Below are 11871 nucleotides of genomic sequence, written 5' to 3' on the forward strand. Positions count from 1 at the left end.
TAAGCCGATATGGCCAGAAAACCCGCCTCAATCGGCCAAAATCCCACCGCACGACAGCCAGTCTGTAAAAAATCAGACCCACAGCAAGCAACTGCGCCAACGCAGAGCGAATTTCAGCAGCCTGCTAAATCATTCGCCGGATTTCGTTGACAAGAGGTGCCAGCTCGCGGTGGAAGCTTTTGATCATCGCTTGTAGAAACGGCCCAGGGCGTAGTTCGCCTTCATCGACCTCATATCCTGCATTGCGCGCCAGCATCGTGAGGAAGACCAGCTGGATACGTCCATTGCCCTCACGGAATGGATGGATCGCGTTGATTTCCCCCAAAAACCATGCGGAACCTTCGGCAAAGGCGTCCTTTGTTTCGGCCGTTGCGAGATATCCGCGGCTTGCCAATTGAGCAAACAGTCGTTTGGCCTCCGCCTCGATGTATTCGGGAAAACCGAACCAGTTGTCACCCTTGCCTGTGCGGATGGTACGAATATTCCCGGCCCAGCCGTATACATCCTGGAAAAAATGGTAGTGTAGCGCGCCATAATGCGCGAAATCCAAGTTGCCGTTCGGGAGGGATTCCGTGGCACGAGAGTCGAACATGAGCTGCTCGAATTGGTCAAGCTGATCCTGATCTTCGATATCGGCTTTATTGACCAGGACGTGAGTGCCCGGATAACAGAGCGGGTCCTCGACGGCATTGTAGCGGACCACCCGTCAGACTTTCTTGAAAGCTTTGACTATCTCTCGGCGGTAAGCGTCCCCCTTAAGGTCGCCGGACGTCAGTTTCTGCGACAGCGCCTTGGAACCGGCACTCAGCTTCAAACCTTCGACCTCGGCAAATTTCGCCGCCTTCTTTTCACCGATCGGACGTGTGACAAATCGACCGGATTCAGCAGGCCGACCTGATTTCGTTTCTTTTGTCATATCGCATCGTAACATCCAGCCAACCCTCACGCGATCATAATTATCGGAGCCGCGGCCAGATTCGTCCGTCTGTCGCCGCGAGGACAAACCGGTCGAGCCGCCACAACTTCCGTCAGTGACGTCTTACTCAGCGAAAGCCGAAGAAACTCAAAATCGCGAGCACGATAACGACAGCGCCGACAAGCCAGATCAAATTGTTCATTGGGAACCGTTCTCCTGTTTGAATTGAGCCAACCGTGACCCGTTGACCTAACTGCGGGCGGGGCTTGCGGTTCCCTAACCATTCCCGTTGCTGCAGCGCGCCTCACGACGCGGTGATACCGCGGCTGCTCTCCTGGGAAGCGGGGTTCAGCAGCATCTCGCACTTCGGCGGCCCGGCAATCTCAGCGAAGCGCTGAACGAATGTCGGGCGCCAGCGCCATCAATAACTGCACGAGCGCGCGTTACCGGGCCTGAAGCCACCCGCGCATGCCGGGTTTACCGATGTATCCCGTTGATACTGAAAATCTTCGCGATCGTGCTTGCTGGGCGAGGTGCAGGAAGACGTGATCGCAGACACACCGATCAGCATTCCGGCAGCCACCAATGTGAGAAATCGATTCATTGAACGTCTCCTTGCGAGGTTGATCGTGGTCACAATCTACCATGCCGTCACGTTAGCTTGTGGAGCCTTGAAGCTAGATCGCTGATCAATTCACTCAAGATAATCTGATCGAGCTATTCTGTCATTATGGAAGTAGTTGCCGATGGTTTCAGCGAAAAACAGCCGTTTTTGTCTTGAATAAATTATGGTTTTTCAGTAATATTATCCCATAAAAAAGTAATATAAATGGGAGGAATACTATGAATGAAACTCGGTTCGATCCGGTTTTGCTTCATCGTCAGCATTTCATCGCTGAGATCACGTGTCTCGATGAAATCTTCGATATTCTCGGTGAATGGCCGGAGGACAAGCGAGGTCTGGCATATGACACGCTGTTGAAGGCGTGCAGAGACACGGCCAGCGGCCGTTTCCCGCTGAGTGCTGCGCGCGAGAATTTCCGGCGGTTTCTGAAGATGTCGGGTGTGCTGGCCAAGGTCGAGGGCACCCCCAAATTCGAACAGCTGATGGGCGATCGAAATATCGGCAATGCCTGATGATACTGAGTAGGCAGGGGCGCGCCGTCACATCATGTGCGGCGCGTCTTGCGTTCGATGTCGGCTGCCCCGCCCTCGCCACAAAGCGTCACGTCAAGCATGCCCGCCATTCGCCCATTCGCATCGGAAGACCATCATAGGCTTCGAAAACCCCTTGAGCCGACGGCGCGTGGCGTGGCCGAAGAGATCGGCGGCACCATACTCCCGGAAAATATTCTCCGAGACGAGAATCTGGTCGCTGGCGGCAACCGCACAAAGGCGCGCCGCAAGCTGCACCGTCGATCCGAAGAGGTCATTGCTGTCCTCGACCGGCTCGCCGCAATCAAGCCCGATGCGGATGTGGATCGGCTCGGCGTTTCCGCCGTTGTAACGCTTGAATTCCTGCTGGATCGTCATGGCGCATTCGACGGCGGCTGATGTGGCGGAAAAGGCGGCCATGATGCCGTCGCCGGTGTGTTTCACTTCCCGGCCTGACGTTTGGCCAAGGCATCGGCGCACGATCGCGTCATGGGCTCTCACCATTTCGGTCCCTATGCGGTCGCCGAGCCGCGCCGTCATCTCGGTCGATCCGACGATATCGGTGAAGAGGATTGCCCGGTGGCCGGGATCCACCTGCGCCGAGGATTGGCCAGCCGCCGGCTCGAGGTCATGAATTCGGCCGAGAAAAGCCTCGACCGCAGACAACGCGACCTCGACGATCTCGTTGGCGACGAAACCGTGCGCATCGCGATGCACACATTGGGCGGTCTCCATGTCAGGCGCATCGACGAGACAGAAGACGGTCCCGCGCTGCTGGTCGAACCAATAGGTGAGAAATTTGACGTCGTAGCGATCCTGAATGTCGAGATCCATGCGGTGCGCCCGGGCAACGTCGGCCGCCGACGTTCCCTCGAGAAAGTGCCGGTCCATGAAGATAGGCATCGCGCGTCCTCCCAGAAGGGATGGCATTGTACGATCTGGATGCGGCTGCGTCCACCTTTGGGACAATCAATATCCGATCATTTCGGCCTGTTGCTTCCAGAAATGCCAATGAAATCCTGTCAGTTCTATAGAATACTAGGGAAGAGATTGATTTTAATGAGTAGGTTCGGGAGGGAAAGCCTGATATTTACCATAATCTGTCGTTTGATAACTGATCGCCGGGTTCTCTGCGCCGATCGGGACGGTTCAAAGGTTGCATGTTCTCAAAGCGCCTGGCTGGAGGGACGAGGAGACATAGTTGCCCCGCAGGCGAGCGGCCCGCCAACGGCACGCAAATTGCATTGTTACTGGTACGCTCACCGAAATTGGGAAAAGCTGTAGCAAAGTGAGACAGACGGCACATTTTCGACCGGTCGGCTTGGCCTCAATAGGGCTCGGCCATTATGCCGTTATTAACTCTGTGTGGGATGCCGCGCGCACGCTGCTGCACGATTGGCCAGTAGACGACGGCGAAGAATATTTCGAAGCCGTGAAATCCTGCCTGGATGCGATCATCGGCGATCTCCCGCCGGATGAGGTGCGGGCATCCTTCATCAGGGCTGCGCAGGAAGCCGGCATCGCCGTCATCGAAGCTGCGGACTGAACGCCCGCCGTGTTTCTACCCCAGGCTCCGGCCTGATCCCGTTGAACACCCAAATCCCTCCCGACTTGACTTTTCCGGCCGAGGTTCTATTTTAGAACAAATCAGGAACATCGGAGATGGTCATGACGCATACGGAACAGGTGATCGCCAACGCCCTAGCTCTTGTCGAAGCGTCCCGCGCGGCGCGCGAGCGGGATCAGCTGCGGCGCGCCGCCTGGCAGAGAAAGGTCGAACTCAGCCGGCCGCTGCCGCCCTTGCCACGCCCGGTTCAATTGCCACTGGCGCTAAACTGATGCAGCCGGCAAAGATCTTGCAACCCGAGCCGGCTTGGCCCGATTCAGCGCGGCCCGATCCGGCTTGGCCCGATACAGCTTGGCCAGATCCGGCGTGGGAAGTCGAAGCCGTGCTTGCCTGGCATGACGACAATGCCAAGGCGGCGATCCGCTCGCTGCTCGACGACTGCAAACATCTGCGCCAGCAACTGGCGCTGGCGGAGAGAGCGATCAGCCGGGGAATGACCCGCGGTTGGACGCCGCGATACGAGCGCGACGCCCTCTGAAACATTTGCGCTGCGCGCCATTGGGGATCGGCGATCCGCCTGGCGGCGGGGCGACCGGCAGCCTGGAACGGGATGGTTTCAGGCCGGGTCCGCCTCAAATAGAATTCTGCTCCAAGCGGCTCAGGCATCATGTTCCAAGGCCGACATTTGCCAGATAGGCATCCAGCGCCAAGGCATCAGACGATCCGACGATGGCGCCGACATAGCCGTCCGGGCGCACGAGCGCCCAGTCACCTGGGGTCAGAGCGTAGGCGTCACGGAAGTGCCCGGCTTTATCAAGGATATCGCCGCGCCGGCCGATCCTGTGGATGTGCAATCCGCTGCGCGGCGGCACAGTGACTTGCTCGACCTCGTAGCCGAGCAGCGTCCAGTGCGCGCCGCTGAACAGTTCGAACAGCCGTCTCGGCTGGCCGGCCGCACCCGTGAGCGGCGCATCCGGCGCGCGGTCGCCCGCCAGCAGGCCGCCGCGGCGCTCCGGCTTTTCCAGCGCGATGGAGGATTCGGGATAGCCGATATCCAACTGATGGACCTCGCGGCCGCGCCGCATCTCGCCCCGCTTGAGTTGGTCGAGAAGATCTGTGGCAAGACCCAACATCGCCGCGGCGACCGGGCGACGCTCTTCCTCATAGCTGTCGAGCAGTGCATCAGGGCCGCCGGCGACGACTGCAGCCAGCTTCCATCCGAGATTATAGGCGTCCTGAACGCTGGTATTGAGGCCCTGTCCGCCGGTCGGCGGATGCGTATGGGCAGCATCGCCGACCAGGAACACGCGGCCGAGCCGGTAGCGATCGGCAAGCCGGGCGTTCATGGTGAAGGCCGAAGCCCAGGAGACCGAGTGGACGTGAATATCGTCGCGGCCGGTGCGCTCCGCGACCAAGGCGGTCAACCATGAAGCGGAAAGGTCGATCTCGCCTTCGAGCGGAATGGGTCCCTGGATCTGGAACAGTTCCGTTCCCGCGAGCGGGCAAAGTGCGATCTGTCGCCGCATGTCGCCTTCGCCGAAGCGATGCCAGGCGTCGCGCTCCAACCCCGTCAGCATGACATCGGCGACGATGGCGCGCACGCCGAGCGTCTTGCCGGGAAAACCGATATCAAGCGCGTGGCGTACGAAGCTGCGCCCGCCATCCGCGCCGATGAGCCATCGCGCCTGAATAGTCTCTTCGCCAAATGGTCCCGTGAGCCGCGCCGTCACGCTTGCCTCGTGCTGTTCGAAGCCGATGAGTTCGCATCCGAACTCCGGCTGGTGCCCCAGTTCGAGCAGGCGCTCGCGCATCACGCCTTCGGTCAGGAACTGCGGCACCATCAGCGGAAGATGGTAGGGCTCGGCGGGCGTCGGCTCCCCACGCAGCACGGCTTCGGATTCGCTGAAGATTCCGTCGTCGCGATATTCTCGCTGCAGGGGATAGGCGCCGCCGAGCGCGACGATCTGGTCGAGAATGCCGAGATCCTCGAAGACCTCCTGCGTTCTTGGCTGAATTCCCTTGCCGCGGGAGCCGCGGAACGGGTCGTTCAATTTCTCGATCAGGCGGAAGGATACGCCGCGCCGCGCCAGCTCGATCGCCAGCGTCAGCCCGGCCGCGCCGGCGCCTGATATCAGCACGTCGACTGAAGAATTCTGTGTCATTGCGATCTCCATATGTGTATTATGCACATAATAGGAGAATGGATATGGCGTCAACAAAAAACGTGCAAAATACACATATGTCCGAAAGGTTGCGCGAGTTGCATAGGGCATTGATCGAGATCGTCAGCGTCATGAACCGGCCCCAGCGCGATGAGCAGATGGTCCGCGAGGCCGGTATTTCGCTCGATCGCGCCCTGTTTCCGCTGCTGGTCACGGTGGAACGGCTTGGTCCGATCGGGGTGGTCGAACTTGCCGATCGCGCCGGGCGTGACTACACCACCGTCAGCCGCCAGGTCGCCAAGCTTGAAAGTCTTGATCTGGTGGAGCGCCGCGGCAGTACTGCGGATCGGCGCGTGCGCGAGGCGGTCATTAGCCCGAAGGGCAAGGCCATGACCGATCGCATCGACGCCGCGCGCGAGCGCATGGGCCGCGCCATCTTCGAGCGCTGGGACGAGCACGACTTCAATGAACTGGTGCGGCTGATGCGGAAGTTCGCCCGTGATATTAGTGGCGATATCGGCAATGGCGCCGAGGAGCCGCAGACAGAAGGCGGCTGACCGGCGGACGACCCGAGAGGCAATGTCAAAGCACTTTGGCGGCCGTGACTTCGACTTCCACGAGGAATTCGGGGCGGGTGAAGCCGCTGATGATGATCAGCGTCGAGGCCGGCTTCGGATCGAGTGTATAGCGATCGCGCATGGCCATATAGGCAGGGAAATCCTCACGCTTCGTCACGAAGCCTGAGATGCGGATGACGTCGGCAAAACTCATTTCCGCCTCGGCGAGAATTGCTTTGATGGCCTCGAAGCAAAGTTCTGCCTGTGCGCCGATATCTTCCGGCACTTTCTCGTCGAGACCGATCCCGAGCTGCCCCGAGGTCACGAGCAGCGAGGCCCCGGCCGGCACCAGCAGCCCGTGATTGTAATTTCCGAATGGACGACGGACAGACGCCGGATTGAAAATCTTCTTCATGGGCATTCCTTGCTTCAATGAGGATGCTACCACGACCAACCACCCGGTCGGGTCTTAAAACCGCTCCATCGCCATCTTTACCTTCTCCAAAAACCTGGCCCGGGTTTCCGGCGTGCAGTTGTTCATGTCGTAATGGGCAAGAAAGGTGACCGGCCGCAGCGGATTGATCTGCGCCCTCAGCACACGCTTGACGATCTTCTTCGGCGGGTTGCCGGCGGCGAAGGCGCGAAACGGCGTCGCGCCGTATGTCAGCACGGCCGCGAGTTTCCTGATGTGGCGCAGCCGCGATTCCACCTTGCCGTCGGCCAACTCGAAGGAGACGCCAGGAAGCCAGACGCGGTCAAAATAACCCTTCAGGATCGCCGGAAAACCGAAATTCCAGATCGGCGTCACCAGCACCAGCGCTTCGGCCTGCTTCAGCCGCTCGACATAGGATTTCACCAGCGCGGTATTGCCGGGATAATCGTGATAGGCGAGCCGGTCGTGGCGGGAGAGCACCGGATCGAAATTCTCGGCATAGAGATCGCACGCATCCACCTCGTGACCGGCCTCTCGCAGGCTTTCCAGCGTCTGTTTGTAGAGCGCCTTGCCGTAGCTTTCCTCGACCGGATGCGAATGAAGCACGAGAACTCTCATTAGGCCTCCATGACGCTCGCAAGCCCGGGGAAGAGATAATTCTTGCCGGCATTGAAATCGAAATCGGGATTCTCCCAGGCGATCATCTTGCCGGGGTTCAATAGCCCTCTCGGGTCCGTTTCCTGCTTGAAGGCGAGCTGTACTTTGTCGGTGCGCTTCATGCCGCCTTCCTCTAGCGTATAGCGATGCGGATTGAAGATCGGGCAGCCGTGATCCTGGTGGATCTTGATGATCTCCTCGAGGCGCTCCTCCGTGGTATAGCGCACCAGCGGCAGGCCGGAGCATTGGATCTGCCCGTCGAACCTGATGAATTCGAGATGTCCAGGCACTTCGTCGCCGAAGATCTCGACCATCTTGGCAACCTTGGCGACGTGATCCGGGCCTGGATACTGAACCTGCAGATAGGTGAAGCCGGGATCGACCTTCAGCGCACGCAGCGTCGTGTGGTTCCAGGCAAGCTCATAGGCATGCGGAATACCTTTCATGCTTTCGACCGTGTCGGAGCGGAAGATGATCTCGCCCTTGTTGGCGGCGGCAAAGGCGAGGAAAGCGTCCATCGAATGCGGCGCGATCATCAGCACCACCACTGACTGGCCCTTGCGGATATAGGGCCTGTGGCGGGTGAAATAGTCGTGCGGGATCGGTGCCGCGATCGGCGCGATTTCCTTGACGAGGATGCCGTTGCATTTGGCCAGCGCATCCGAGAAGCGCACCGATGCCATGAAGTCGTCATAGCCGACAAGCACGTCGACCCAATCATAGGCAGGGGCGAGCGGCATTTCGATTTCGGTGATGATCCCGTTGGTGCCGTAGGCATGGCTGACCTTCTGCAGGTCCCAGCCAGTCAGGTCGAGCACGCGCGGCTCGGCCTCCATGGTGACGACGCGCAGACGCAGGATATTGCCGAGATCGCGCAGACCGCCCCAGGTGATCGACCCGACGCCGCCGGAGCCGCCGGCGATAAAGCCGCCGACCGTCGCCGTCTGCGCCGTCGACGGGTGGAAGCGCAGCTCCTGGCCGGAATGCGCTTTGGTCTGCTTGTCGAGCTGGGCAATGACGATGCCCGGTTCGCAGACAACCCGGCCGGGATGGATTTCCTTGATTTTGTCCATGGCGGCAAGGTTGAGCACAATGCCGCCGGAAAGTGGCATGGCCTGGCCGTAATTGCCGGTGCCGGCACCGCGCGGCGTTACCGGCACGCCGTGCGCGAAAGCGACCTTCAGCGCCCGGATGACCTCTTCTTCGTTTTTCGGCGTGACGACGAGATCGGCCGTGACATTGTCGAGCTGCGCCTTCAGGATCGGCGAATACCAGTAGAAATCGCGGCTTTTCTGACGCACCAGCGCCGGATTGTCCTCGACGGCGATGCCTTCGAGTTGCTTTTTGATCGTCTGATAATCCGGCATGTCAGGCTCCAACGACGCTGTCGAGTTCACGGTAGTCCGGCAGGCTGCGGTCGATCACCTTGCCGCGGCGAAGCACGACGCGGTCAGACTGCGGACGGGAAAGAAATTCGCTCCAGCGCCGGGCGCTGAAGAGCACGAGATCGGCCAAGGCGCCAGCGGCGATGCGCCCCTTGTCGGGCCGGCCGAGAATATCCGCAGGCGAGGTGGTGACGACGCGCGCGGCCGTGTCTAGCGGATGATCGAGATGCAGAATGCGCACCGCCTCGCGCAACACCTCGACCGGGTCGAGATCACCATACGCATAGAAGGGATCACGCGTATTGTCGGAGGCCACTGCCGTCGCAACGCCGGCCGCCGCCAGTTCCTTGAACAGGGTGACGCCGCGCCAGCGAGGCGTCCGGCCGGGGTAGCGGTCCTGCAGATAGAGGTTGCACATCGGCAGCGAGACGATGGAAAGGCCGGCTTTTGCGACGAGCTCGACCGTGCGTTTTGCCGTCTCCTCGTCCTGCCTGGCGAGCGAGCAGCAATGGCCTGATGTCACCTTGCCGTCGAACCGATTGCGCAGCACGGCTTGTGCGATCGCCTTCAGCGTCTCGGCGGCAGGATCGTCGCTCTCGTCGACATGAAGATCGACGTCGAGGCCGTTATCGGCGGCAGCCCTGAAAAGCACATCGAGTTGGCTGTCGAGATCGGCGGTCATCCGGGTGACGCCGCCGATCAGCCCGCCTTTTTCGCGGACGACGGTGACCAGGTCGGCGAAATAGGTCGCGTCCACCATATTTTCCAGCGGGAAGAGCGCCACCGCCTGCAGCGTAATCCTGTCTTTCCAGGCCTCGCGCATCTCGGCAAAAACCTCGAAGGAAATACGGTGCTGCGGCGCCAGCGAATCGAGATGCGTGCGGATCAGGCTGGTGCCGTGCGCATAGGCCGAACGCAGCGAGAATTCCATGCGCTTGCTGACATCAGCCGCCGACCAGTGCGCCTCCCGGTCCGTCCGCACCGCGTCCAGGGCGCCGATGAAGGTGCCGTCGGGATTGGCGTTGCGCGGCCAGATATGCCCCTTGTCGAGATGGGTGTGCATGTCGGTGAAGCAGGGCCAGACCATGCCGTCCTTCAGATCGGATCGTGGCAATTCCACCGGCGCTGCGCCCGCCGGCAGCAGCGCGGAGATGACGCCATCGGCGATGACGATATCCGCCTTGACCAGCCCGTCGATCGCCGGCGCGTCAAATCCCTCGACGGCGACGGCAGGCAGCGTCGCATTGTTCAGCACGAAGCGGCCGGCATTGGGCGGCGAAAGGAAGGAATAGGTCATCAGTTTTCTCGTTTCAGGCTGCTCTCATGCCAACGGTGCAGGGCGAGCCAGGAAATGAAGGAGGTGACGGCGAAGATCGCCACGCCAAGCAGGGAGAGCATCAGCAGCGCGGCGAAGAGGCGCGGAATGTTGAGCCGATATTGTGCTTCGAGCAGCCGGAAGGCGAGGCCGGAGCCGGCGCCAGCCGAGCCTGCCGCGAATTCTGCGACGACGGCGGCGATCAGCGCCAGACCGCCGCCGATCCTGAGGCCCGTCATGAAATAGGGTTGGGCGGCGGGCAGTTTCAGAAAGAGCAGCGTCTGCCAGCGCGAGGCGCCGTAAAGCTCGAAGAGGTTGATGAGATTGTGGTCGACGCTCTTCAGCCCCTGGACCATGTTCGAAAGGATCGGGAAGAAGGCGACGAGGAAGGCGCAGATCAGCAGCGCCACCTGGGTCGACGGCGCATAGATCAGGATCAGCGGCGAGATCGCCACGACAGGCGTCACCTGCAGGATGACGGCAAGCGGATAGAAGGCAAGCTCGATCCAGCGCGACTGCACCAGGAAGATCGCAAAGCCGACGCCGCCGACAAGGGCCAGCATCAGCGACAGGAAGGTGATCTTGGTGGTCACCCAGAGGGCAGGGGCAAGCGTACCCCAGTCCGTCACGAAAGCGTTTGCCACTGCGGCCGGACCCGGCAGGATATAGGGCGGCACGCCCGAGAGCTTCACATAGGCGTACCAGATCAGGATCAGCAGACCGATAACGAGGAAGGGGATGGTGATGCGCAGGGCGAGATCGCGGCGCCTTGCGCCTGCGACATGGGGAATGGCATTTGCAGCAAGGTGAGGGAGCTGCGGCGGCGTATCAGTTTGGTCACGCATCAATGCTCTCCCGCCGCGTTGATTGCCCCGATCAGCGAAAGGGAGACCGTCTCACACGCCTTCCGGTATTCTTCCGAGGTGCGGTAATGCTCGTCGCGTTCCAGGCTGGTGGTCAGAGGAACATCGGCATGCACGCGTCCGGGCCTTGCCTTCATCACAACGATGCGGTTCGAGAGATAGGCGGACTCGAAGACCGAATGGGTGACGAAGATGACGGTGATGCCGGTCGCCTTCCAGAGCCGCAGCACGTCGTCGTTCAGCCTCTGCCGAGTGATTTCGTCAAGCGCCGCGAAGGGCTCGTCCATCAAAAGCAGCTTCGGTTTCGTCACCAGCGCGCGGGCGATAGAGACGCGCATCTTCATGCCGCCGGAAAGTTCGCGTGGATAGGCTTTGGCGAAATCCTGGAGGCCGACGGTGGTCAGCACCTGCATGATTTCTGCATGCGCTGACGCCTTCGAAATCCGCCTCAACCTCAGCGGCAGGTGGACATTGTCGAACACGTTCTTCCACGGCATCAGCGTCGGCTCCTGGAAGACGAAGCCGATATCGCCCTCCGGCAGGCCCTTCGAATTGATGCGCGAACTCGGCCAGTCGATCGTTCCCGACGTCACGTCGCCAAGGCCGGCGATGATGCGCAGCGCCGTCGACTTGCCACAGCCCGAAGGGCCGAGCAGGCTGACGAACTCGCCGCTTTCGACAGTGAGCGACATGTCGGAAAGGGCAACGGTGCCGCTGGAAAAGACCTTCGAGACCGACTGCATCGCGACCAGCGGCCGCTTGCGCGTCTCTTGCGGGGATCGGGCCTGGGCTTCTGCTAAGGGCATGCCTGTCTCATTCACCAGGGGAGGATGGGGTCCGCCACCTCAGGCGGACCATCGG

General features: G+C 60.7%; 15 protein-coding genes. 5 read left to right on the forward strand and 10 right to left on the reverse strand.

Annotated features, from left to right (window positions below):
• Positions 1-124: 124 nt before the first annotated feature.
• Both HJB83_RS21355 and HJB83_RS21360 read right to left on the reverse strand, forming a co-directional pair.
• Positions 125-703, reverse strand: a complete 579-nt coding sequence (locus HJB83_RS21355) for a Fic family protein (protein WP_207584151.1) — start codon at positions 701-703, stop codon at positions 125-127.
• A gap of 3 nt (positions 704-706) precedes the next feature.
• Positions 707-916: a hypothetical protein gene (locus tag HJB83_RS21360; protein WP_207584152.1), complete on the reverse strand. Its 210-nt coding sequence runs from the start codon at positions 914-916 to the stop codon at positions 707-709.
• A gap of 843 nt (positions 917-1759) precedes the next feature.
• Between HJB83_RS21360 and HJB83_RS21365 the strand changes: the two genes are divergently transcribed.
• Positions 1760-2053 (forward strand): DUF982 domain-containing protein, encoded by a 294-nt coding sequence (locus tag HJB83_RS21365; protein WP_221132585.1) that lies wholly within the window; start codon positions 1760-1762, stop codon positions 2051-2053.
• Positions 2054-2146: 93 nt separating this feature from the next.
• Here HJB83_RS21365 and HJB83_RS21370 read toward each other — a convergent pair whose 3' ends face one another.
• Complete coding sequence (locus HJB83_RS21370) at positions 2147-2974, reverse strand: nickel-binding protein (RefSeq protein WP_207584154.1); 828 nt, start codon at positions 2972-2974, stop codon at positions 2147-2149.
• 385 nt (positions 2975-3359) lie between these two features.
• On the opposite strand from HJB83_RS21370, the gene HJB83_RS21375 reads away from it, so the two are divergent.
• From HJB83_RS21375 to HJB83_RS21385, 3 genes are all read left to right on the forward strand, one after another.
• Entirely contained in the window at positions 3360-3617 is a 258-nt protein-coding gene (locus tag HJB83_RS21375; RefSeq protein ID WP_207584309.1) for a DUF982 domain-containing protein, read from the forward strand.
• Positions 3618-3739: 122 nt separating this feature from the next.
• On the forward strand, positions 3740-3910 hold the full coding sequence (locus HJB83_RS21380) for a hypothetical protein (protein WP_010069037.1): 171 nt from the start codon (positions 3740-3742) through the stop codon (positions 3908-3910).
• Positions 3910-4176 carry a hypothetical protein gene (locus tag HJB83_RS21385; RefSeq protein WP_207584155.1) on the forward strand — a complete coding sequence of 89 codons (267 nt, stop codon included), beginning with the start codon at positions 3910-3912 and terminating at the stop codon, positions 4174-4176. Before HJB83_RS21380 ends, HJB83_RS21385 begins: the two co-directional genes overlap by 1 nt.
• Positions 4177-4303: 127 nt before the next feature.
• Here HJB83_RS21385 and HJB83_RS21390 read toward each other — a convergent pair whose 3' ends face one another.
• The gene (locus HJB83_RS21390; RefSeq protein WP_207584156.1) at positions 4304-5800 is read right to left on the reverse strand and encodes an FAD-dependent oxidoreductase; all 1497 of its coding nucleotides are present in this window, start codon (positions 5798-5800) and stop codon (positions 4304-4306) included.
• A 44-nt stretch (positions 5801-5844) separates the two neighbouring features.
• Here HJB83_RS21390 and HJB83_RS21395 point away from each other — a divergent pair, with 44 nt between their 5' ends.
• Positions 5845-6357, forward strand: coding sequence for a MarR family winged helix-turn-helix transcriptional regulator (locus HJB83_RS21395; RefSeq protein ID WP_207584157.1), 513 nt, complete (start codon positions 5845-5847; stop codon positions 6355-6357).
• Positions 6358-6382: 25 nt separating this feature from the next.
• On the opposite strand, the gene HJB83_RS21400 is transcribed toward HJB83_RS21395, so the two are convergent.
• The 6 genes from HJB83_RS21400 to HJB83_RS21425 are packed head-to-tail and all read right to left on the reverse strand — an operon-like array spanning position 6383 to position 11816.
• Positions 6383-6772, reverse strand: a complete 390-nt coding sequence (locus HJB83_RS21400) for a RidA family protein (RefSeq protein ID WP_221115941.1) — start codon at positions 6770-6772, stop codon at positions 6383-6385.
• A 54-nt stretch (positions 6773-6826) separates the two neighbouring features.
• Positions 6827-7408: an NAD(P)H-dependent oxidoreductase gene (locus HJB83_RS21405; protein WP_221132586.1), complete on the reverse strand. Its 582-nt coding sequence runs from the start codon at positions 7406-7408 to the stop codon at positions 6827-6829.
• Entirely contained in the window at positions 7408-8814 is a 1407-nt protein-coding gene (locus tag HJB83_RS21410; RefSeq protein ID WP_221132587.1) for an FAD-binding oxidoreductase, read from the reverse strand. Before HJB83_RS21410 ends, HJB83_RS21405 begins: the two co-directional genes overlap by 1 nt.
• A 1-nt stretch (position 8815) precedes the next feature.
• A complete protein-coding gene (locus HJB83_RS21415) occupies positions 8816-10129 on the reverse strand; it encodes a cytosine deaminase (RefSeq protein WP_221132588.1) in 1314 nt (437 codons plus the stop codon).
• Positions 10129-10992, reverse strand: a complete 864-nt coding sequence (locus HJB83_RS21420; protein WP_259669482.1) for an ABC transporter permease — start codon at positions 10990-10992, stop codon at positions 10129-10131. The genes HJB83_RS21415 and HJB83_RS21420 overlap by 1 nt, the downstream gene beginning before the upstream one ends.
• On the reverse strand, positions 10992-11816 hold the full coding sequence (locus tag HJB83_RS21425) for an ABC transporter ATP-binding protein (RefSeq protein WP_221132589.1): 825 nt from the start codon (positions 11814-11816) through the stop codon (positions 10992-10994). Before HJB83_RS21425 ends, HJB83_RS21420 begins: the two co-directional genes overlap by 1 nt.
• Positions 11817-11871: the final 55 nt, after the last annotated feature.

Origin of the sequence: Rhizobium sp. NZLR11, from assembly GCF_019685115.1 — a bacterium.
Taxonomy (GTDB): Bacteria; Pseudomonadota; Alphaproteobacteria; order Rhizobiales; family Rhizobiaceae; genus Rhizobium.

Excerpts from the sequence above, each read along its gene's own strand:
- HJB83_RS21420 (WP_259669482.1), bottom strand. The coding sequence starts at position 10,992 with ATGCGTGACCAAACTGATACGCCGCCGCAGCTCCCTCACCTTGCTGCA.
- HJB83_RS21385 (WP_207584155.1), top strand. The coding sequence starts at position 3,910 with ATGCAGCCGGCAAAGATCTTGCAACCCGAGCCGGCTTGGCCCGATTCA.
- HJB83_RS21365 (WP_221132585.1), top strand. The coding sequence starts at position 1,760 with ATGAATGAAACTCGGTTCGATCCGGTTTTGCTTCATCGTCAGCATTTC.
- HJB83_RS21425 (WP_221132589.1), bottom strand. The coding sequence starts at position 11,816 with ATGCCCTTAGCAGAAGCCCAGGCCCGATCCCCGCAAGAGACGCGCAAG.
- HJB83_RS21390 (WP_207584156.1), bottom strand. The coding sequence starts at position 5,800 with ATGACACAGAATTCTTCAGTCGACGTGCTGATATCAGGCGCCGGCGCG.
- HJB83_RS21395 (WP_207584157.1), top strand. The coding sequence starts at position 5,845 with ATGGCGTCAACAAAAAACGTGCAAAATACACATATGTCCGAAAGGTTG.
- HJB83_RS21380 (WP_010069037.1), top strand. The coding sequence starts at position 3,740 with ATGACGCATACGGAACAGGTGATCGCCAACGCCCTAGCTCTTGTCGAA.
- HJB83_RS21400 (WP_221115941.1), bottom strand. The coding sequence starts at position 6,772 with ATGAAGAAGATTTTCAATCCGGCGTCTGTCCGTCGTCCATTCGGAAAT.
- HJB83_RS21415 (WP_221132588.1), bottom strand. The coding sequence starts at position 10,129 with ATGACCTATTCCTTCCTTTCGCCGCCCAATGCCGGCCGCTTCGTGCTG.
- HJB83_RS21360 (WP_207584152.1), bottom strand. The coding sequence starts at position 916 with ATGACAAAAGAAACGAAATCAGGTCGGCCTGCTGAATCCGGTCGATTT.
- HJB83_RS21370 (WP_207584154.1), bottom strand. The coding sequence starts at position 2,974 with ATGCCTATCTTCATGGACCGGCACTTTCTCGAGGGAACGTCGGCGGCC.
- HJB83_RS21405 (WP_221132586.1), bottom strand. The coding sequence starts at position 7,408 with ATGAGAGTTCTCGTGCTTCATTCGCATCCGGTCGAGGAAAGCTACGGC.
- HJB83_RS21410 (WP_221132587.1), bottom strand. The coding sequence starts at position 8,814 with ATGCCGGATTATCAGACGATCAAAAAGCAACTCGAAGGCATCGCCGTC.